The sequence below is a fragment of the Nocardia otitidiscaviarum genome (assembly GCF_007362295.1).
In the GTDB taxonomy this organism is placed as follows: Bacteria; Actinomycetota; Actinomycetes; order Mycobacteriales; family Mycobacteriaceae; genus Nocardia; species Nocardia otitidiscaviarum.
Genome location: NZ_CP041695.1, coordinates 438471 through 458851 on the forward strand (window position 1 = coordinate 438471; position 20381 = coordinate 458851).

The window sequence follows — 20381 nt, forward strand, 5'->3', positions numbered from 1 at the left end:
CGGGCCGCTCTACTCCGCGCCCGCGACCAGCGGCTCGAGCGTGAGTTTCGGCAGTTCCTTCTGGATGTACTGCAACTTCCACTTGTCGCCGAACAGCGCCAGCAGGACGCCGTCGCTGCGGGTGAACACCTCCACGCCGCGTTGGCGGGACAGTTCCGGGGCCGATTCGGCGTCGGTGCGGCGGGCCAGCGAGTAGGGGAGGCGGTCGAGCTGGGTCTCGACATTGAATTCCGCCTGCATGCGGGCGGTGACGACCTCGAACTGCATCGGGCCGACGGCGGCCAGCACCGGGGTGGCGTCGCCGCGCACGTCGTTGCGCAGCACCTGCACCACGCCCTCGGAGTCGAGCTGGTCGATGGCCTTGCGGAACTGCTTGTACTTGCCCGCACTCCGGGCGCGCAGGGTGGCGAAGTGCTCCGGCGCGAAGGACGGGATGGGCGGGAACTCCACCTTCTTCCCGGCGAAGAGGGTGTGGCCCGGGGCCAGCGCGTTGGCGTTGACGAGGCCGACCACATCGCCCGGGTACGCGGTGTCGACGGTGGTGCGTTCGCGGCCGAAGACGGTGAGCGCGTACTTGGTGGCGAAGGGACGTCCGGTCTGGGCGTGCGTCACCACCATGCCGCGCTCGAACTCGCCGGAGACCACGCGCATGAAGGCCAGCCGGTCGCGGTGCGCGGTGTCCATCCCGGCCTGCACCTTGAACACCACGGCGCTGAACGGATCGGTGGTCTCGCGCGGCGTGCCCGTCACGTCCTTGCGGGCGGCGGGCGGCGGGGCGAGCCGCACCAGCGTCTCGAGCAGTTGGCGCACACCGAAATTCAGCATGGCGGAGGCGTAGATGACGGGGGAGGTGTGGCCCGCGAGGAACAGCTCCTGGTCGTGGTCCTGACCCGCGGCGGAGAGCAGTTCGCTCTCCTCGGCGGCGGTGACCCAGACATCGCCCTCGCGCTCCAGGGCCTGCTCCGGGGTGTAGTGCTCCTCGGGTGCGATGGTCGCGCCGCCCGCGGTGCGGGTGAAGTGGATGTACTCGACGGGAGCGCCCTCCTCGCCGCGCCGCAGCAGGCCGCGGAAGTCACCCGCGATACCGACCGGCAGGAACAGCGGCGTGGGGGTGAGGCCGATCCGGTCCACGATCTCGTCGAGCAGTTCGAGCGGGGCCTGACCCGGCCGGTCCCACTTGTTGATCACGGTGACGACCGGAATGCCGCGGTCGCGCGCCACCTGGAACAGCTTGAGCGTCTGCGGTTCCAGGCCCTTGGCGGCGTCGATGAGCATGACCGCGGCGTCGACCGCGGTGAGCACGCGATAGGTGTCCTCGGAGAAGTCGGAGTGACCCGGGGTGTCCACCAGATTGATCACGCAGTCGCCGTACTCGAACTGCAGCGCGGTCGAGCTGACGGAGATGCCGCGCGCCTTCTCCATCTCCATCCAGTCGGAGACGGTCGACTTGCGCCCGGACTTGCCGTGGATGGCTCCGGCCTCGGAGATCACCTTGGCGTGCAGGGCGAGGGCCTCGGTGAGCGTGGACTTACCGGCGTCGGGATGCGAGATCACCGCGAAGGTGCGCCGCCGAGCAACCTCATCGGCCAACCGTCGCGGGACGGCGTCGGTCGGGGTGGTCGGGGAAGTCACGGGAGCTCCTTCGAGGCATCGGCAACCGCTCCAGGGTAACGGGCCGGGCCCACCATCCCGCCCGTGGGTTGGCGCCTCGGCCCGACAAGATCAGGGGGAACTGGTGGCGGGGTCCACTCGGCCGATGCCGCCACCAGTTCCCCCCGGGTGCGTTCAGGTCCGGGGGTGGAGGCCGAGGCGGGTGAGGTTGGCGGTCAGAGTCAGGCAGAAGGGGTGTCCGGCGGGGTCCAGGAGTACGCGGAAGCGGTCGGGGGCGGGCTGTTTCGCCACCGGGGTGGCGCCGGCGAGGACGGCCTCGGCCTCGGCCGCGTCCAGGTCGTCCGCTCCGAGATCCAGGTGGATCTGTTTGGGGAGGGCGTCCTCGGGCCAGGTGGGTGGTCGGTAGTCCTCGACGCGCATTGCCGATATCAGCAGGTCGCCGACCCGCGCCACCGCGACGGTCGCGTTGGAGTAGGTGACTTCGCCGCCGAGCAGCGTGGACCAGAAGGTCGCCAGTGCGGCGGGGTCGTCGCAATCGAGGGTGATGGATCCCAGGCGCGCCATACTCACCTCCGCGATTCTAGGCCGCGCCGATCCCGGCCCGGGAGCCCGCGATTGTGTGTAGACCCCGGCGACACCGTTGTCCGCCGGGGCTGGGCGGAGCCTGCGGCAGAGGGTGTGCGGATACGCGGGTGGCGAAGGGACCGACCGGTTCGCTGAATTCGGGGTGCGGGCGACGGGCGGGGGATCTAGGCTTCGGGGTGGCGCGTGTGGTGCGGCGGCATGTCCGGGAGCGGGGGTGCGTTTTCGGGGTGCGTTCGGCGCGTGTTAATCTCTTCGGGTTGTCTCGGCGAGGGTGTTGGCACCTGTGCCCACCGTGATCGACGCGGCTCGGCTATCGGCCGTCCATGTTCGTTCTCCCTTGCCGGACGAGCAGACCAACACCAACCGGGGATGGGTCCCCTGGTGTGCAGCCGACAGAGTCCGAGCCGTAGGAGTAGACCTCTCATGTCCGACGCCAACCTTCTCGAAGCCACCGTACGCACCGAGTTCGGCAAGGGCGCCGCGCGTCGCACCCGTCGCGACGGCAATGTTCCCGCCGTGCTGTACGGCCACAACTCCGATCCGCAGCACCTGGCCGTGAACGCCCAGGCGTTCGCCGCCATCCTGCGTGAGCACGGCACCAACGCCATCCTGAACCTGGAGATCGGCGGCAAGAAGCAGCTGGCGATGACCAAGTCGGTGGTCGTGCACCCGATCCGCCGCTACATCGAGCACGCCGACCTGCTGATCATCAAGCGGGGCGAGAAGGTCGTTGCCGACGTGCACGTCACCCTGGTCGGCGAGGCCGCCGCGGGCACCCTGGTCACCCAGGAGGCCACCGTCCTCTCGGTCGAGGCCGACGCCATGAAGCTGCCCGAGGCCATCGAGGTCTCCATCGAGGGCATCGAGGCCGGCACCCAGATCACCGCCGGCGGCATCGAGCTGCCCAAGGGCGTGACCCTGGCCGGTGACGCCGAGGCCCTGATCGTCAACATCATCGCCGCCCCGGCTGCCGAGGCCACCGAGGGCGAGGGTGAGGCCGAGGGCGAGGCCCCCGCCGAAGCCGCCGAGTAATACTGCTCCGCAACGGTTCACATGACCGAGGCAACAGCCGGGCCCGCGCTGGTGGTCGGTCTGGGTAACCCCGGACCCGAATACGAGCGCACCCGGCACAATGTCGGTTTCCTGGTCGCCGACGTGCTCGCGGGGCGCGTCGGCGGTCGTTTCACCGTGCACAAGAAGTCCGGCGCCGACCTGTTGGAGGCGCGCCTGGACGGACGCAAGGTGCTGATCGCCAAGCCGCGCACCTTCATGAACCTGTCCGGCCGCCCGGTCGCCGCGCTGGCCCGCTTCTTCTCCGTGCCCGCGACCGAGGTCATCGTGGTGCACGACGAACTCGATCTGCCGTTCGGCACGGTGCGTTTGAAGCGCGGGGGCGGCGAGGGCGGCCACAACGGCCTGCGCTCGGTCTCCCAGTCGCTCACCACCAAGGACTATCTGCGGGTCCGCTTCGGCATCGGCCGTCCGCCCGGCCGCCAGGACCCCGCCGATTTCGTGCTGAAACCCTTCTCCGGCCCGGAGCGCAAAGAGGTCCCGGTGATCGTCGAGCAGGCCGCCGACGCGGTGGAACTGCTGCTGCGCGTCGGCCTGGAACCGGCGCAGAACCAGCTGCACTGATTCGATCGGATCAGCGCCTGCCCATCTGCTCGATCACCAACTCCACGAAAGTCTTGACGGGCGTGGACGTCTCGTCGTGCCGGGTGGCGCAGTACCAGGTTCGCCGCTCCGGGACGGCCCCCACGCGGACGGCTGTCACATCGCCGCGCTCGCGCGTCCGCTCGGCCACCCAGGCGGGCATGACGGTCACCGAATCACCCGCCGCCACGAGTTCGATGATCACATCGAATCCGGTCGCCACCGTGGTCAGCCGACCGTAGCGCGCGCCCTCCGGCACCGGCAGCGGTGGCGCCGGAACCCGTTGCTGATCATAGGAATCCGGTAGCACCAGGTGCACGTCGTCGAAATCGGCGACGGTGACGTGATCGCGGAGCGCCCACGGATGATGAGCCGCCACCACCGCGCGCATCTCGTCGTCGAACAGCCGCTCCAGCCGCACCCGGTCCATGCGGCGATCCAGTTTGGCGATCATGGCGACATCGAGCCGATCCTCGAGCAGCGCGTCGATCATCTCGTCGTCGCGCACGGTTTCGATGCGAACCTCGGCGTCGGGCATGCGCTGGCGAAAGCGGCTGAGCACCAACGGCATCCACTCGTAGCTGGCCGCGCACTGGGAGGCGATGCGCACCGGCCGGGTGCGACCCGCGCCGAGTTCGAGCAGATCCATACGCGCCGAACGTAATTCGCCGAGTGCACTCCCGGCGGCCTGGAGCATGCGCCGACCGGCGTCGTTGGGCACCAGATTCCGTCCGCGCCGGTCGAACAGCGGCAGTCCGAGGCGGTCCTCCAGGCGTAGCAGCCGCTGACTCAACGCGGGCTGGCTGACGTAGAGGTGGCGGGCGGCCGCGGTCAGGGTGCCGTGGCTGCCGAGCGCCTCCAGCAGTTCGAGATCGCGGATATCGACATCCATAACGTCAGCTTATATCCGATATCCAAACTAGGTCGTGGTGTTATCGCTGTGCGGTTCCTAGCGTTGATCTCACCACCTGTTGAAAGGAACCGCGTATGAGCACCATCGCCGTCGTCTACCACAGCGGCTTCGGCCACACCCGCGAGCAGGCCGAGGCCGTGCGCCGGGGCGCGGCGGCGGTACCGGGCACCGAGGTCACCCTCGTCTCCGTCGACGAGTACGACTCCGCCTGGGCCGCCATCGACGCCGCCGACGCCATCATCTTCGGCACGCCCACCTACATGGGCGGACCGTCGGCTCCCTTCAAGGCGTTCCTGGACGCCACGTCGGGCCGGTGGGCGCGGCAGCAGTGGCGGGACAAGCTGGCGGCGGGATTCACCACCTCGGCGGGGGTGAGCGGCGACAAACTGGCGACGCTGCAGGCGCTGTCGCTGTTCGCCATGCAGCACGGCATGGTGTGGGTGGGGCTCGGCCTGCTGCCCGGCGATTTCGAATCCGCCGACGACCTCAACCGCGTCGGCGGCTTCCTCGGGGCCATGGCGCACGCACCCGCCGACGCCGCACCGGAGATCGCTCCCGGGCCGGGCGACCTCGCCACCGCCGAACACCTGGGCCGCCGCGTCGCCGCCGCGACGATGCGGTGGACGGGCGACCGCTCGCTCGCGCGGGTGGGCTCATGAGCGTCGGGAGGACGGCGGATTCCGGCGGTGCCGAGGCGGATGTCCGGGCGGCGCTGCGGTTGTACTTCGACGGGCTCCACTACGGCGATACCGCCCTGCTGGACCGGGTCTTCCATCCGCAGGCGATCTACGCCACCGCCACCGAGGGGCCGCTGCTACGGCTCACCATGGCCGAGTACTTCCCGATCGTCGCCGCCCGGGAAGCGCCCGCGGCCCGCGGTGACGAGCGGCACGACCGCATCCTGTCGGTGGAGTTCGCCGGTCCCGTCACCGCCCTGGCGCGCGTCGAATGTGCGCTCGGGGCAAAGCGATTCACCGATCTGCTCACCTTCGTTCAGGTGGACGGCAGCTGGCGGATCATCGCCAAGGTGTTCCACTACGACCTCGTGGAGAACTGATATGCCCTACGTCAACATCAAGGTCACCGATGAGGGTGTCACCCGCGCGCAGAAGGCGGAACTCATCGCGGGCGTCACCGACCTGCTGACCCGGGTGCTGCACAAGGACCCGGCCACCACCTTCGTCGTGATCGACGAAGTGGCCCTGGAGGATTGGGGCATCGGCGGCCTGTCGGTGCCGGAGTATCGACGCTCAGCCGGGCGCTGACGGTCCGGGGCCGCGGGACAGCTGGGCGGTGGCGGAGCGGCGGAGTTTGCCGGAGGAGGTCTTCGGCAGCGCCCCGGGGCCGAGCACCGTCACGCTGCGCGGGCGCACGCCCACCTCGGAGAACACGGCGTGCACCACCTCGTGCTCGATACGCCGCACCTCCTCCGGATTCTGGTGCTCGTTGCTCTCCACCACCACGGCGAAGCTCTCGCGCTTCTGGCCCGCGTCCAAGCGCACCGCCACCGCATTGCCGGGACGAACGCCCGTGACCCGCATGGCCGCCCGCTCGATATCGGTGGGGAAGATGTTGCGGCCGCCCATGATGATCACATCCTTGATGCGGCCGCACACCACCACCAGATTCTCCTCGGTGAAATAGCCGATATCGCCGGTGTCGAGCCAGCCGTCCGCGTCCTGGGCGCCGCGGAAGCCGTCCACGGTGACATAGCCGGAAGTCACCGCCGGACCGCGCAATTCGATGACGCCCACCGAGCGCACCGGCAGCGGCTGCCGGTCGGCGTCCACCACCCGGCCCTCCAGATTGTCGACCAGATAGCCGAGGGTGGGCAGGCGGCGCAGATTGCCGTAGTGGTGTTCGGGATGCCGGACGGGGACCGCCTTGCCGATCGCCTCCAGCAGGTCGGCGTCGACGATGTCGACCACCTGCCCGAGGCCGGGATCCGGAATCGACACGGCCAGCGTGGTTTCGGCCATGCCGTACACGGGGGTGAGTGCCATGGGGTTGAGTCCGAACCGTTTACCCGCCGCGGCCAGAGCGTCCATGGTATCGGGATCGACCGGTTCCGCGCCGTTCCACATGTAGCGCACACTGCTGAGATCCACCGCGCCGTCCGCGGCCATCCGCAGTTTGCGGGCCAATAGCGAGTAGGCGAAATTAGGTGCCGCGGTGACGGTTCCCCGATACGTGGAAATCAGTTCCGCCCACAGCATCGGTCGCCGCAGGAAGTCCAGCGGTGTCACACACACCACTTCCGCGCCGAATTGCATCGGCACACTGAGGAATCCGACCATTCCCATATCGTGGAACAGCGGCAGCCAGCTGACCATCACATCGTCGTCGAGTTGGAATTTCACCCGATCGAACATGGCGTAGGCATTGACGAAGAAATTCCCGTGCGTGATCCGCACCGCCTTGGGCGAACCCGTGGATCCGGAGGTCAGCTGCTGCAATGCGATATCGGACTCCTCGGTGGGCAGCGGATCGGTATCCGCACCGCCGCGCAGCTCGTCCATGAGCACCACCGCTATCCCGCGTTCGACCAGCAGCGGCGCGGCGGCCTCGAAGGGCGCGCCCAAGACGACGGCGCGGGCGTCGATCATGCGCAGCACCGTCTCGGTATCGCGCGCCCAGAGTTCTAGATCGGTGCGCGGCGTCGGCTGATGCAGCATGGTGATGGACGCCCCGCGCATCCAGACGGCCTGGCAGGAGGGGGCGATATCCACCGGCATCCCCGCCAGCACGCCCACCGCGTCCCGGTGCCCGATGCCCGCGGCGGCCAGCCCGCCCGCCATACGCCGGGCGACGGCATGGATCTCGCCCCAGGTCTGGCGCAGCGGGGCATCCGGCTCACCGGTCACCAGCCCGCGAACCGATGTCCGCGCCGTCGCATACATTTCCTCGGTGAACCGGCTCACGTCGCACTCCCTCACCCTGTCTCCGCGGTCGGGGACACTCCCACTATCCCGCCGACACGCGGGTCTGTTAACCCGGTTTCGCCCAACAGGAGGGTGTACGTCGGCGTGTTACCGATTGGTTCGTTTCGTGAGTGTCGTGACAGCTGCGACGAATCGATCCAGGTCGTCGAAGCTGACGAAGCAGTGCGGTGAGGCGCGGACCACCGCGCGCAGGTCGCGGGCGGTCATATCGAGCAGGGTGGATCCGCGCTGGCTCACGGTGACGGTGACCGATTCGGCGGCGAGCCGATCGCGCACGTCCGCGGGCTCGTAACCGGCGACGGTGAAGGACACGATGCCCGCGTGCTGGGTGCCGCGGTCGTGCACGGTGACGCCGCCGATCTCGGCCAGTGCCTTGCGCAGGTACTCGGCGCGTTCGGCGATGGCCTGGTAGACCTGGGTCGGGCCGAGGTCGAGCAGATACCGCACGGCCGCGCCCAGGGCGAGGCGGGCGGCCACGTCGCACTCCCAGAATTCGAAGCGCTTCGCCCCGTCGGCCAGGCGGTAGTCGTGCGGCGCGGTCCATTCGGCACTGTGCAGATCCAGGCGGCCGGGTTCCATGGTGGCCGCGAGTTCGGGGCGCACGTACAGGAAGCCGGTGCCGCGCGGGCCGCGCAGCCATTTGCGGCCGGTGGCCGACAGGGCGTCCACCTCGAGTTCGGCCACGTCGAGGGGGAGCTGCCCGGTGGACTGGCAGGCGTCCAGCAGCACCAGCGCGCCCGCTCGGTGCGCGATGCGGGTGGCGTCGGCGACGGGGTTGACCAAGCCGCCGTTGGTGGGCACGTGCACCAGCGACACCAGCTTCACCCGCTCGTCCAGCATGCTCGCGAGGGCGTCCAGATCGAGTTGGCCGCTGCCGTCACCGGGGATGGCCTCCACCGTGGCCCCGCTGCGGCGGGCGCGCTGGAGTGCCGCGATGGCATTGCTGCCGTAGTCCGTGCCCGAGATGAGGATGCGGTCGCCCGGCCCCAGCGGCACCGAGTAGAAGAAGTCGCTCCACGCCCGGCTGGCGCTGTCGCTGAGGGCGATGGCGTCGGCGTCGGCGTTGATCAGCGCGCCGATCGCGGTCTTGACGGCGTGCAGGTCGTCGAGGCGTTCATTGGCGGCGCGGTAGCCGCCGATCTCCGCTTCGCGGCGCAGATGGGCGATGGCGGTGTCGACGACCGTGCGCGGCGGCAGGGAGGAGCCGGCGCTGTCGAGGAATACCTGCCCCTCGCAACCGGGGGTGTCGGCGCGCAATTCGGAGAGATTCAGCATGTCATCGACCATATCGACTGGTCCGGAAAGACCCGTTCGTTTGGTCGGAATCAGACACGATGGTGACTCGGAATCAACCGTCCGGCCTGCGGTGTTCCCCATTTCGTCACTTTTGGTGTCGGACACCGTCGCTACTCTGGTTTGGTCGGCGTGCGTCGCCCCGACCCGAGAGCGGAGGTTGACATGGCTGTGACCGCATCCCGCACGAAGCCGCCGGGCGCGGTGCTCACGGATGCGCGTGCGGATTCCGCACCCGAGGTGGGGCTGTCCTCCCGGGCCGCGGCCGAGGCGTATATCGGAGGTGTCTGCTTCAAGCTCGGTCCACCGGCGCTCATCGGAGCCGAACTGGAATGGCTCACCGCCCGGGGTGAGTGTTCGGCCCGCGATTCGCGTCCGGACCCGACTGTGCTCGCGGACGCGCTGGGACCCTATGCGCCACAGTCCATTTCCCCCGATTCTCCGGCCGTCGAACTGCCCGGGGGAAGCCGGGTCACCCTGGAACCGGGTGGCCAGATCGAATTGTCCAGCGCCCCTTTCCCGAATGCCGCGGAACTGTGTGAGCGCCTGCGACATGACGCCTCCCTGCTGCGGGAGCTGCTCGAATTCCGAGGTATCCGAACCTTTTCCGCCGCCGCCGACGCCGAGCGCGCGGCCCGGCGGGTGCTGCGGCTGCCGCGTTACCGCGCCATGGAGCGGGCCTTCGCCGGTATCGGGCCCTACGGCCTGCTCATGATGTGCAATACCGCCGCCACCCAGGTCAGCGTGGACGCGGGGGCCGATGCCGCGGAGGTCTCGGCCCGCTGGACCGCCCTCTACACCGTCGGTCCGGCGCTGGTCGCCGCCTTCGCCTGTTCTCCGGCCCTGCACGGCGCGCCGCAGGGGGAGTGGGCGTCGCAGCGCATGCGCACCTGGCTGCGGTTGGACAACCCGCGCACCCGGCCGCCGGTGCACGAATGGGCGGATCCGGTCAGCGGTTACGCGCGCTGGGCCCTCGATGTCCCGCTGCTGTGCGTGCGCTGCGACGGCGGGGACTGGTCGGCGCCGCCGGAGGCGACCTTCGCGGACTGGCTGTGCGGGGCGCTGGACGACGAGATCGGGCGGCGACCCGACCTCGCCGACCTCGACTACCACCTGACCACGCTGTTCCCGCCGGTGCGGGCCTCCGGTCATCTGGAGGTCCGGTATATCGACGCGCAGCCCGGTGCCGGGTGGACGGTGCCCATCCACGCCGTGGAGGCACTGCTGTCGACCCCCGACGTGGTGGCGGAGGCGACGGCCGTGGCCGCACCGACCGCCGGGCGCTGGTCCGAGGCCGCGCGCGGCGGACTGGACGATCCGGAACTGCGGACGGCCGCCGTGGAACTGCTCGAACTCGCCGCCGCGCACGCCGCGACACCCGAGGCCGCCGCGGAACTAGCGGCGGCGGCGCGGCGCAGCGCGCGAGGTATCAGCCCGACCGAGGAATTCGGAGCTCTCTCATGACGATTCACCTACCCGGCAGCGATCGCGCCGAGACCGAACGGCTGCGCGGACGGATCGCCGACGTGCTGGAACGGGCCCGACGGCGCACCATCGCCCTCACCGACTGCGTGGACGAGGCCGAACTCGTGGCCCAGCATTCGCGCATCATGAGCCCGCTGGTGTGGGATCTGGCGCATATCGGCAATCAGGAGGAACTCTGGCTGGTCCGCGATGTGGGCGGGCGCGAGCCGGTGCGCGCCGATATCGACGAGCTGTACGACGCGTTCAAGCACGCGCGGGCGAATCGTCCGGCGCTGCCGCTGCTGTCACCGTCGGAGGCCCGCACGTACGTGGGCACCGTGCGGGACAAGGTGTGGGATGTGCTGGACCGCAGTCCCTTGCACGGTGGCGAGCTGGTCGAGCAGGGGTTCGCGTTCGGCATGATCGCCCAGCACGAGCAGCAGCACGACGAGACCATGCTGGCCACGCATCAGCTGCGGACGGGGGAGGCGGTGCTCTCGGCACCGCCGGCACCGGCCGCCCAGGTGTCGGTCGACGGGGAAATAGTGATTCCCGCAGGCGAATTCACCATGGGCACCGATACCGATCCGTGGGCACTGGACAACGAGCGGCCCGCGCATCCAGTGTGGGTGCCGGGCTTCGCCATCGACGCCGCGCCGATCACCAACGAGCAGTATCTGGAGTTCATCGCCGACGGCGGCTACGACCGGCCCGAGCTGTGGTCCGAGCGCGGCTGGGCACACCGGATCGAGGCCGGGTTGATGGCACCGCAGTTCTGGGAGCAGGACGGCGGCGGCCGGTGGTGGCGAAGGGTTTTCGGCACCATGGCCCCGGTGCGGCCGCGGCAGCCGGTGGTGCACGTGTGCTGGTTCGAGGCCGAGGCGTACGCCGCCTGGGCGGGCAAACGACTGCCCACCGAGGCGGAATGGGAGAAGTCGGCCCGATTCGATCCGAATACCGGCCGCTCCCAGCGCTATCCGTGGGGCGAGGACGAACCTTCGGAGGCCACCGCCAATCTCGGGCAGCGGCACCTGGAACCGGCGGAGGTCGGCGCGTATCCCGCCGGTGCGTCACCGCTCGGCGTCCACCAGCTCATCGGTGACGTCTGGGAGTGGACCGCCTCCGGTTTCGACCCCTATCCGGATTTCCGCGCCTTCCCCTATCGCGAATACTCCGAGGTCTTCTTCGGGGGTGACTACCGGGTGCTGCGCGGCGGCTCCTTCGGCGCCGACCCGGTGGCCTGCCGCGCCACCTTCCGCAACTGGGACCACCCCATCCGCCGTCAGATCTTCTCCGGCTTCCGCCTGGCCCGCGACCTTCGATCGGACGACCGCTGATGTGCCGCCACATCGGCTACGTCGGCCCGCCGATCCCCGTCGGCGACCTGCTCACCCGCGGCCCGCACTCCCTGCGCACCCAGTCCTGGGCACCCCGCGACATGCGCGGCGGCGGCACCATCAATGCCGACGGATTCGGCGTGGCCTGGTGGCTCCCCACCGCGGCGGCCCCCACCGACCACGGCGCGGGCACCGCCTGGCACGGCGGCACCGCCCCGGATATGACCGCCTTCGCCCGCGCCGAGGCCCAGTCGGCCTCCGAGTCCGGCGGAGCGGAGGGGGCGACGGTCGCGCCGCGGCGATCGGACACCGAACACGGCGACCCGCACCGACCGGAGGAACCACCTCGGCCCCGACACCTCGCCACGCCTCCCGAGTCCGCGGGCCCCGAGCATGGTTCCGCGTCGTCCGGTAGCGGCACTACCCCCGAAGCGTCCGATGGCGGCGGTGGGTCCGGCACCGCCGGTGATGGCGGGCCAGGGATGTCGGATGGCCGTGGTGCTTCCGGAGCGTCCGGCGTCACCGAACCGGGTGTGCCCGACGGCACCGGTGTATCCGGTGTCGAGGGTGGACCTGGCGTGTCCCGTGGTGACCTGTCCGGAGTCGGCGGTCGTGGCGGACCCGGAAGAGGTGATGTATCGGGAGCGGCTGGTGGCGTGACCGGTGCGTCCGGTGGCGGCCGATCCGATGCGAGTGATCGTGGTGGGGTGGTGCCCTTGTCGGTCAGCCGGTACCGCAATGCCGCGCCGATCTGGACCGATCCGGCCGTGGACGAGGTGCTGCCGCAGATCCGTTCCACGGCCGTGCTGGGTGCCGTGCGCTCGGCCACGGTCGGACTGCCGCTGGATCGGGGGGCCTGCGCGCCGTTCACGCGCGGTCGCTGGGCCTTCAGCCACAACGGGGCCATTCCGGGCTGGCGTGATGTGCTGGCCGATATCGCGGCGAAGTTCGACTCGCCGCCCCTGCTGGCAGCGGAGTCGCTGACCGACTCCGCCGTGCTCTGGGTGATCCTGCACGACCTGCTGGAACGGACCGCCGTCGGCGACGCCGAAACCGTTGCCGGCGCGGTGGTGCGGCCCGATCCGGCCGACGCGCTGCGGCGGCTGGTGGCGGCGGTGGTGGAGCGGTCGCCGAAGGCGCGGCTGAATCTGCTGCTGGGGGATGGACGGACATGGTGGGCCACGACGTGGCATCACTCGTTGTCGGTGCTGGTCACCGACACTTTCGCGATTGTCGCCTCGGAGCCTTACGACGACGATCCACGGTGGCGGCCGATCGCCGATCGCCAGGTGGTCGTCGCGGGGCCGGGACGGCTGGTCGTGGAGGACTTGGCTATCGAAACGGGAAGGGCGCGCTCATGACTGCCGCGACGCTGGAGATTCATCTGACCGACGACGACCTGACCGCGGCGCTGCGGTCGGACGCCCGGACCGGGCTCACCGCGACACCGAAATGGCTGCCGCCCAAATGGTTCTACGACGCGCGCGGCAGCGAACTGTTCGAACTCATCACCGAACTGCCCGAGTACTACCCGACGCGCACCGAGCGGGCGCTGCTGGAGCGGGTGGTGGGGGAGATCGCGTGCACGGCGCAGGCCGAGGTGCTGGTGGAGCTGGGGGCCGGATCGGCCGCCAAGACCCGTCTGCTGCTCAGTGCGTTGAGCGCTGAGGGTCCGCTGAAAACATATGTGCCGCAGGATGTGTCGGCCACGGCGCTGCGGGCGGCGGCGGATGAGATCGCCGCCGAGTTCCCCGCGCTCGCCGTACACGGCGTGGTCAGCGATTTCACCGCCACCCTGGACAATCTGCCGCGCGGCGGGCGGCGCATGATCGCCTTCCTCGGCGGCACCATCGGCAATCTGGTTCCCGCCGAGCGCGCCGAGTTCCTGGCCGGAATCCACGCCGTGCTGGAGCCCGGGGAACAGCTGCTGCTCGGTGCGGGACTGGTCATCGACCCGGCGGTCCTGGTGCCCGCCTACGACGACGCCGCCGGAGTCACCGCGGAGTTCAACCGGAATGTGCTGCGAGTGCTGAACTCTCGCCTGAACGCCGACTTCGATCCGGAGAAGTTCGCCCATGTAGCGCGGTGGGACACCGACAACGAGTGGATCGAAATGCGCCTGGAGGCCACCGAGTCCATGACCGTGACGGTCCGCGACCTCGACCTCACCGTCGATTTCGCCGCGGGCGAGCAGATGCGCACCGAGATCTCCGCCAAGTTCCGCCGCGAAGGACTCGAAACCGAACTGGACGCAGCAGGTTTCGCCACCGAGCGGGTATGGACCGACCCGGACGGCCGCTTCGCTCTCGTACTCGCCGAGCGGCGCTGACCGCCCGGATGAGCGACGCCGACCACTGGGGTGAAGGTCGGCACCGCGCTGAAATATGGGTAGGCCATGTACACCAGGCCGATGAGCAGCACCCGCTGGACGATCTGATTGCGGGAGAACCGGGTGACCTGCGCGGCCTCGATGCGGTCCTGCCCAGGTCTGGTGCGCCACCTGATCGCGTGCGAACGCCGCAGTGTGGCGGGTAGGCAGGAGGGCCGAGTTGCCGCGCAGAGGCGCTACCGCAGTGTGCCGCGCGATGGGATCGCGGGCGGTGTGCTGAAGGGCGGCGGACCCACGGCGTGCCGAACGGCGAGACCGCAGCGGGCGACGGTAGCGGGGTCGCGGCGGGCGACGGTAGCGGGAACGCGGTGGGCGGCCACGACAGCGCTACGGCGGACAATTGCCGGTCTGCGGCGTATCGCGTGGACTTCGTCGGGTCGCGGTGGGGCGGCTGATGGTGGCGGAGTGGTGGATTCGGAGCAGGGTGGTGGGGTGGGTGGCCGTTGTGTGGACGGTGGTCAGCGCTGGGCAGTGACCGCTGCCAGCCACTCCACCAGGGGCCGCAGGTCCTCCCAGGCGGTGCGCACCTGCCCGGCGGCCTTCGCGGTGGTCAACCAGGCGGGTGCGCCGAAATCCCGGGTGGCGACGAGGGATTGGTGGCGCAGCAGGTCGATGCGGGGGTGGTCGGCGGTGAAGCCCTTGGGTTTCGTCTTCAGCTTGTCGCCGCCGATGGTGTATCCGGCGGCATTCACCTGGTCGAGCAGGCGTTCCAGTTCCGCCCCGCGCACCGCGTCGTCGATGGCGGTGCGCAGGGCGGCCCGCTGGGCGGGCGAGGCCGTGTACAGCCCGCCCGCCACGAACAGTCCGCCCGCGCCGATCTGCACGTACCATCCGCACGATTCGGCGGTGTGCACCACCGCGCCCTGGTGGTTCTTGTACGGTGACTTGTCCTTCGAGAACCGCACGTCCCGGTACGGCCGGAAGATCTTGGCCGGGCCGAAGTCCGGTTCCAACTCGGCCGCCAGCGCCCGCATGGGGTCGCGCACCGACTCCTCCCAGATCCGCTTGTGCGCGTTCCAGAAGGTCTTGGAGTTGTCGGCCTCGAGATCCTCGTAGAAGTCGAGTCCGGCGAGCGGAAATCCGGTGAACTCCATCGCGATCAGTTGGGCACCAGATCGGTGCCGACGATGGCGAGCCCGATGAGGAGGCCGAGGACCATGCAGATACCGGAGGCGATAGCCGCCCACTTGCCCAGCGGTTCGCCCTTGCTGTTGCCCACCAAGCCCAGGATGATGCCCGCGATACCGAATCCGGGCGGACAGAACAGCAGCGCGATCCCCGCGCAGACGAATCCGATGATGGAGAAGATCTGGGTGCGGGGCTGCTGCGGCGTGCCGTATGCCTGCTGCGGATACGGCTGGTACCCCTGCTGACCGTAAGGCTGCTGCCCGTACGGCTGCTGGCCATAAGGCTGCTGTCCGTACCCGGGCTGCTGCTGCCCATAGGGCTGCTGCCCGTATCCCGGCTGACCGTAGGGTTGTTGCCCATACGGCGGTTCGGCGGGCTGTCCGTACGGCTGCTGCGGATACCCGCCCTGAGCCTGCGGATCACCCGACGGGTAGCCGTACTGCCCGCCCGCGGGATACTGCGGCGGCTGCGGGTACTGACCGGGCGGCGGCGCGCTCTCCCAGGACGACGGTGCGCCTTCCCCGGACGGCGGCTGGACCTCTCCGGACGACGGCTGGGTCTCCCCGGACGCCGACGCGCTCTCTCCGGGCGGCGGTGCGCTCTCTCCTGACGACGGTGCGCTCTCTCCGGGCGGCGGTGCCCCCTTCTGGAGCGACGGGGTGCCGCTGTCGGACGGACGCTCCCCGGTATCCGAACCGCCGGGAGCTTCCGGGCCCTGCCCGGGCAGCCCGTACTGTGGCACACCGGGCGCGGAGTCCGGAATGCGCCGTGTCACGTCGTCTCCCGGCCCGTCACCGGCCTTCGGGTCGTTCGGTGGGGTGCTCATGACGCGCCCTCCTCACTGGTGCTGTGAACGCTTTCCATGGGTATCACAGCGCAGGTGGTTTCGGCGAAAGAGCGCCGGTTCAGTCGCCCGGCTCGTCCACGATCTCGAGGGCCGCGACCTCGGCGGGCCGGTCGTCCTCGGCGCGTGCTTCCTCGCGTCGGCGTCGGCGCGTCCACTCCTGGTCGAGTTCGCTCTCGATGCCGAGGCGGCCGTGGTCGTCGTTCTCGCGATTGCGGATGATCAGGTCTTCCGGCGGGTCGGCGATGTAGCGCTCGTACTCGCGGACCTCGTCGGCCTGGTCGTCGTCGCCGAGGTCGTAGTCGAGGTCGGTGTCGTCATCGTCCATGTCGAGGACCTCGTCCATCAACTGGTCGTCGTCATCGGCCATGGGCCACCACCTCTCCGTGCTACAGCACACCGGCAGCAAACAGGTGATCACCTGCTTCGGCTCAACGCTACCGGAAAACCGCCCCGGAAACGGCAAACCCCCGGCACCGATATCGGTGCCGGGGGCCTGCCCTGCGAACCTCAGGCGTTGCCGTTGAAAAGCCCGGTGACGGAACCGTTCTCGAACACCTCGCGGATGGTCTGCGCCAGCAGCGGCGCGATCGACAGCACGGTCAGCGTCGGGAACTTCTTCTCCTCGGTCAGCGGCAGCGTATTGGTGACCACGACCTCCTTCGCCCCGCACTTCGCCAGCCGCTCGGCGGCCGGGCTGGAGAGGATGCCGTGGGTGGCGGCGATGACCACATCGGTCGCGCCCGCCTCCTTGAGCACGTTCACCGCGCCGGCGATGGTGCCGCCGGTGTCGATCATGTCGTCGATCAGGATGCAGGTGCGGCCCTCGACCTCACCGACCACGCGGTTGGCCACCACCTGGTTAGGCACCAGCGGGTCGCGGGTCTTGTGGATGAACGCCATCGGCGCGTCGGCCAGCGCGTTGGCCCACTTCTCGGCCACCTTCACGCGGCCCGCGTCGGGGGAGACGACGGTGACGTTCTCCAGCGGGTAGTTGTTGCGAATGTGCTCGACCAGCTGCACCTGCGCGTGCATGTGATCGACCGGGCCGTCGAAGAAGCCCTGGATCTGATCGGTGTGCAGGTCGACGGTGATGATGCGGTCCGCGCCCGCGGTCTTGAGCAGATCCGCGATCAGGCGGGCGGAGATGGGCTCGCGGCCGCGGTGCTTCTTGTCCTGGCGGGCGTAGGGGTAGAACGGCAGCACCGAGGTGATCCGCTTGGCCGAACCGCGCTTGAGCGCGTCCAGCATGATCAGGTGCTCCATGACCCACTGGTTCAGCGGAGCCGGGAAGCTCTGGATGACGAAGGCGTCGGAGCCGCGCACCGATTCCTCGAACCGGACGAAGGTCTCGCCATTGGCGAAGTCCCGGGCGGTCTGCGGGGTGACGTGGACATCGAGTGCCTTGGCCACCTCCTCCGCCAACTCGGGATGAGCGCGTCCCGAGAACAGCATCAGGTTCTTCTGGTTATCGGTAGAGAACGCGGTCACTGACGTTCGCCATCCTTTTGCTCGTTGGTTGTGTCTGCGGCCGCGAGAGCGGCCTCGGCCGCGCGGGCGGCTTCCGTGCCGGGCCGGTTGCGCTGCACCCAGCCCTCCATATTGCGCTGCGCACCACCGGACACGGCGAGCGCACCCGGGGGGACGTTTCTACGCAGCACAGTACCCGCCGCGGTATACGCCCCGTCACCCACCGTCACCGGTGCCACGAACATGGTGTCGCTGCCCGTGCGCACATGGGATCCGACCACCGTGTGGTGCTTCTTCACCCCGTCGTAGTTGACGAAGACGCTGGACGCGCCGATGTTGCTGTGCTCGCCTATCGTCGCATCTCCGACGTAGGTCAGGTGCGGAACCTTGGAATGCGCGCCGATGGTGGCGTTCTTGGTTTCGACGAAGGCTCCGAGCTTGCCGGAGACCCCGACCACGGTGCCCGGCCGCAGATAGGTGAAGGGACCGATAGTCGCGCCCGCCCCGATGGTCGCGCCGTCGCCGTGGGTGCGCACCACCCGCGCGCCGTCGCCGACCACCACATCGGTGAGGGTGCTGTCCGGCCCGATCTCGGCGTCCTCGCCGATCACGGTGTCGCCCAACAGCTGTACGCCCGGCCGGATCACGGCGTCGCGGCCGATGCGCACGCCGGCGTCGATCCAGGTGGTGGCCGGGTCGATGACGGTGACTCCGGAGCGCATGTGCCGCTCCACGATGTAGCGGTTGAGCGTGCGCCCGGCCTCGGCCAGCTGCACCCGGTCGTTGACGCCGGTGACCTTGGCCCAGTCCAGCAGCCGCGCCCCGTGCACCGCGTGCCCGGCCTCGCGGGCCAGCTTCAGCACATCGGTGAGGTACAGCTCGTGCCGGGCGTTGGCGGTGTCGATGCGGCCGATCATGACCCGCAGCACCGCGGCGTCGAACACGTAGACGCCCGAGTTGACCTCGGTGATGGCGGCCTGTTCGGGGGTGGCGTCGGCGTGCTCCACGATCTCGAGCACCCGGCCGTCGGCGTCGCGCACGATGCGGCCGTAGCCGTTCGGGTCGTCGGGCTCGAAGGTGAGCACGGTGACGGCGGAGCTGTCGGCGTAGCTGCGGTGCTCGTCGAGCAGGGCGTTGAGGGTGTGTCCGTCCAGCAGCGGCACATCGGCGTAGGTGACCAGCAGGTCGCCGGAGAAGTCGGCGGGCAGGGCGGTGAGCGCGCACTGCACCGCGTGCCCGGTGCCGCGCTGCTCCTCCTGCACGGCGAGGGTCACCTCACGTCCGAGTTCCGCGCTCACCCGCCCGACGGCCGCTCCCACTTGTTCGCGGTCGTGCCCGACCACGGTGATGAGATGCGCGGGGTCGATCTCGTTCGCCGCATGCAGCGCGTGCGCGAGCATGCTTCGGCCGCCCAGTGGGTGCAATACCTTGGGGGTCTTGGACCGCATTCGGGTTCCGGCTCCGGCGGCGAGAACGACGACGGCGGTCTGCTGTGGCATGGATCTCCCTCGGCTGCCTGTCATCGTTAGTGGGGCTGTCGTGGTGGGCACATGGCCTTCCCGTTGGCAAGACTTGCTCCGCCGCCAGGACTCGAACCTGGACAAACTGAACCAAAATCAGTTGTGCTGCCATTACACTACGGCGGATTGCACACCGGCGGACCGTTTGGTACGCCCGTGCGTCATGGCATGCGGGAACGATCCTCGCATGAAGACGCGGCCACCCGCCACTCTCCCCCGCCGCCCCGCGTCGTTCGCCGGTCGTGGGGTGCTCCGCGACCCTCGCCGTGGACCGGCGGTGGACGACGTGGCCGAGTTTTGGTCGTTCCCGGTGAGTTACCCGGAACCATGCTAGATCAGTTGTTGCGTTTCACGAACGCGAAGGAGCGAATCGCACGGGTGGATGAGCGCCGAGGCGGCACGATCTGAAACAGTTGTAGGACAGTCGGTTGGATCGCAGGGAGGCGAAGCGGTGGGTTCGGGTGAGGGGAACCGCGTGTCGCGCCCGCGTATGACCGGGACCCAGCGACGGCAGCAGTTGATCGAGATCGGGCGGGCGCTGTTCGCCGAGCGGGGCTACGACGCGACGTCGATAGAGGAGATCGCGCAGCGGGCCCAGGTCTCGAAACCCGTGGTGTACGAGCATTTCGGAGGTAAGGAAGGGCTGTACGCGGTGGTGGTGGACCGTGAGATGTCCACCTTGCTCGACATGATCACCGCCTCCCTCACCCAGAACCGGTCGCGGGTGCGGCTGGAACAGGTGGCGCTGGCGTTGCTCACCTATATGGAGGAGCGCACCGACGGGTTCCGCATCCTCATGCGCGACCAGCCCGCCTCCGCCGCCGAGGGCACCTACTCCAGCCTGCTCAACGAGGCGGTGAATCAGGTGGCGCACATACTCGCCGGGGATTTCGAAAAGCGAGGTTTCGATACGAGCCTCGCGACCCTGTACGCGCAGGCGCTGGTCGGCATGGTGGCGACCGCGGCCACCTGGTGGCTGGACGAACGGCAGCCCTCCAAGGAAGTGGTCGCCGCGCACCTGGTGAATCTGTGCTGGAACGGTCTCACGCATTTGGAAGCGGACCCCAAGCTGGCGTCGGAATGGCCCGCCCGCAAAGGGGTATGAACACGGTCACGTGAAATGTCGGTTATGCGGGGGCGGAACTGGACAGTTAACCAGCGAATTGCGAAGGAGGACGGGCCGAATGCTCGAATCGGCTGGCGGCGCGCAGTCGGGTGGTACGGTTCACCCA

General features: G+C 69.3%; 19 protein-coding genes, 1 tRNA gene and 1 pseudogene. 10 read left to right on the forward strand and 11 right to left on the reverse strand.

The genetic code is table 11. The annotated features are described in order from the left end of the window. Window positions 1–9 precede the first annotated feature (9 nt). Both FOH10_RS01750 and FOH10_RS01755 read right to left on the reverse strand, forming a co-directional pair. Window positions 10–1632 carry a peptide chain release factor 3 gene (locus FOH10_RS01750; RefSeq protein WP_143979367.1) on the reverse strand — a complete coding sequence of 541 codons (1623 nt, stop codon included), beginning with the start codon at window positions 1630–1632 and terminating at the stop codon, window positions 10–12. A gap of 153 nt (window positions 1633–1785) precedes the next feature. Then, window positions 1786–2175: a VOC family protein gene (locus tag FOH10_RS01755; RefSeq protein ID WP_143983798.1), complete on the reverse strand. Its 390-nt coding sequence runs from the start codon at window positions 2173–2175 to the stop codon at window positions 1786–1788. A 444-nt stretch (window positions 2176–2619) separates the two neighbouring features. Here FOH10_RS01755 and FOH10_RS01760 point away from each other — a divergent pair, with 444 nt between their 5' ends. Both FOH10_RS01760 and pth read left to right on the forward strand, forming a co-directional pair. Continuing rightward, complete coding sequence (locus FOH10_RS01760; RefSeq protein ID WP_143979368.1) at window positions 2620–3228, forward strand: 50S ribosomal protein L25/general stress protein Ctc; 609 nt, start codon at window positions 2620–2622, stop codon at window positions 3226–3228. A gap of 21 nt (window positions 3229–3249) precedes the next feature. Further along, window positions 3250–3831, forward strand: a complete 582-nt coding sequence (gene pth / locus FOH10_RS01765; protein ID WP_143979369.1) for an aminoacyl-tRNA hydrolase — start codon at window positions 3250–3252, stop codon at window positions 3829–3831. A gap of 10 nt (window positions 3832–3841) precedes the next feature. On the opposite strand, the gene FOH10_RS01770 is transcribed toward pth, so the two are convergent. Next, entirely contained in the window at window positions 3842–4741 is a 900-nt protein-coding gene (locus tag FOH10_RS01770) for a LysR family transcriptional regulator (protein ID WP_143979370.1), read from the reverse strand. 95 nt (window positions 4742–4836) lie between these two features. Here FOH10_RS01770 and FOH10_RS01775 point away from each other — a divergent pair, with 95 nt between their 5' ends. Genes FOH10_RS01775 through FOH10_RS01785 form a run of 3 tightly spaced genes read left to right on the forward strand, consistent with a single transcriptional unit; the run spans window position 4837 to window position 6027 of the window. Then, window positions 4837–5421, forward strand: a complete 585-nt coding sequence (locus tag FOH10_RS01775) for a flavodoxin family protein (protein WP_143979371.1) — start codon at window positions 4837–4839, stop codon at window positions 5419–5421. Beyond that, complete coding sequence (locus FOH10_RS01780) at window positions 5418–5819, forward strand: nuclear transport factor 2 family protein (protein ID WP_143979372.1); 402 nt, start codon at window positions 5418–5420, stop codon at window positions 5817–5819. The genes FOH10_RS01775 and FOH10_RS01780 overlap by 4 nt, the downstream gene beginning before the upstream one ends. A gap of 1 nt (window position 5820) precedes the next feature. Beyond that, entirely contained in the window at window positions 5821–6027 is a 207-nt protein-coding gene (locus tag FOH10_RS01785) for a tautomerase family protein (protein ID WP_143979373.1), read from the forward strand. Here the strand turns inward: FOH10_RS01785 and FOH10_RS01790 are convergent. Together FOH10_RS01790 and FOH10_RS01795 are read right to left on the reverse strand one after the other, a co-directional pair. Further along, on the reverse strand, window positions 6013–7683 hold the full coding sequence (locus tag FOH10_RS01790; protein WP_143979374.1) for a fatty acyl-AMP ligase: 1671 nt from the start codon (window positions 7681–7683) through the stop codon (window positions 6013–6015). The genes FOH10_RS01785 and FOH10_RS01790 overlap by 15 nt on opposite strands. Before the next feature lie 108 nt (window positions 7684–7791). Then, window positions 7792–8979 (reverse strand): aminotransferase class V-fold PLP-dependent enzyme, encoded by a 1188-nt coding sequence (locus FOH10_RS01795; RefSeq protein WP_143979375.1) that lies wholly within the window; start codon window positions 8977–8979, stop codon window positions 7792–7794. A 183-nt stretch (window positions 8980–9162) separates the two neighbouring features. Between FOH10_RS01795 and egtA the strand changes: the two genes are divergently transcribed. The 4 genes and pseudogenes from egtA (at window position 9163) to egtD (ending at window position 14127) form a co-directional block, all read left to right on the forward strand. Continuing rightward, window positions 9163–10461, forward strand: a complete 1299-nt coding sequence (gene egtA / locus FOH10_RS01800; protein ID WP_143979376.1) for an ergothioneine biosynthesis glutamate--cysteine ligase EgtA — start codon at window positions 9163–9165, stop codon at window positions 10459–10461. After that, window positions 10458–11798 carry an ergothioneine biosynthesis protein EgtB gene (gene egtB, locus FOH10_RS01805; RefSeq protein WP_143979377.1) on the forward strand — a complete coding sequence of 447 codons (1341 nt, stop codon included), beginning with the start codon at window positions 10458–10460 and terminating at the stop codon, window positions 11796–11798. The genes egtA and egtB overlap by 4 nt, the downstream gene beginning before the upstream one ends. Next, window positions 11798–11954 (forward strand): annotated as a pseudogene (locus tag FOH10_RS01810) (ergothioneine biosynthesis protein EgtC); the annotation flags it as partial. The gene egtB and the pseudogene FOH10_RS01810, both read left to right, overlap by 1 nt. A gap of 1201 nt (window positions 11955–13155) precedes the next feature. Next, complete coding sequence (gene egtD, locus FOH10_RS01820; protein ID WP_143979378.1) at window positions 13156–14127, forward strand: L-histidine N(alpha)-methyltransferase; 972 nt, start codon at window positions 13156–13158, stop codon at window positions 14125–14127. A gap of 518 nt (window positions 14128–14645) precedes the next feature. On the opposite strand, the gene FOH10_RS01825 is transcribed toward egtD, so the two are convergent. The 6 genes from FOH10_RS01825 to FOH10_RS01850 form a co-directional block, all read right to left on the reverse strand. Continuing rightward, the gene (locus FOH10_RS01825) at window positions 14646–15281 is read right to left on the reverse strand and encodes a DUF2461 domain-containing protein (RefSeq protein ID WP_143979379.1); all 636 of its coding nucleotides are present in this window, start codon (window positions 15279–15281) and stop codon (window positions 14646–14648) included. Window positions 15282–15286: 5 nt separating this feature from the next. Next, window positions 15287–16141 carry a hypothetical protein gene (locus tag FOH10_RS34645; RefSeq protein WP_186000955.1) on the reverse strand — a complete coding sequence of 285 codons (855 nt, stop codon included), beginning with the start codon at window positions 16139–16141 and terminating at the stop codon, window positions 15287–15289. Window positions 16142–16220: 79 nt separating this feature from the next. Continuing rightward, entirely contained in the window at window positions 16221–16529 is a 309-nt protein-coding gene (locus tag FOH10_RS01835) for a hypothetical protein (RefSeq protein WP_029931257.1), read from the reverse strand. Window positions 16530–16669: 140 nt separating this feature from the next. Further along, window positions 16670–17614, reverse strand: coding sequence for a ribose-phosphate diphosphokinase (locus FOH10_RS01840; RefSeq protein ID WP_228807301.1), 945 nt, complete (start codon window positions 17612–17614; stop codon window positions 16670–16672). 32 nt (window positions 17615–17646) lie between these two features. Continuing rightward, window positions 17647–19128, reverse strand: coding sequence for a bifunctional UDP-N-acetylglucosamine diphosphorylase/glucosamine-1-phosphate N-acetyltransferase GlmU (gene glmU / locus FOH10_RS01845; protein ID WP_143979380.1), 1482 nt, complete (start codon window positions 19126–19128; stop codon window positions 17647–17649). Between the two features lie 76 nt (window positions 19129–19204). Beyond that, a tRNA-Gln gene (locus tag FOH10_RS01850) sits at window positions 19205–19275 on the reverse strand. 364 nt (window positions 19276–19639) lie between these two features. On the opposite strand from FOH10_RS01850, the gene FOH10_RS01855 reads away from it, so the two are divergent. Then, window positions 19640–20254, forward strand: a complete 615-nt coding sequence (locus tag FOH10_RS01855; RefSeq protein WP_029931260.1) for a TetR/AcrR family transcriptional regulator — start codon at window positions 19640–19642, stop codon at window positions 20252–20254. The last annotated feature ends 127 nt before the right edge of the window (window positions 20255–20381 follow it).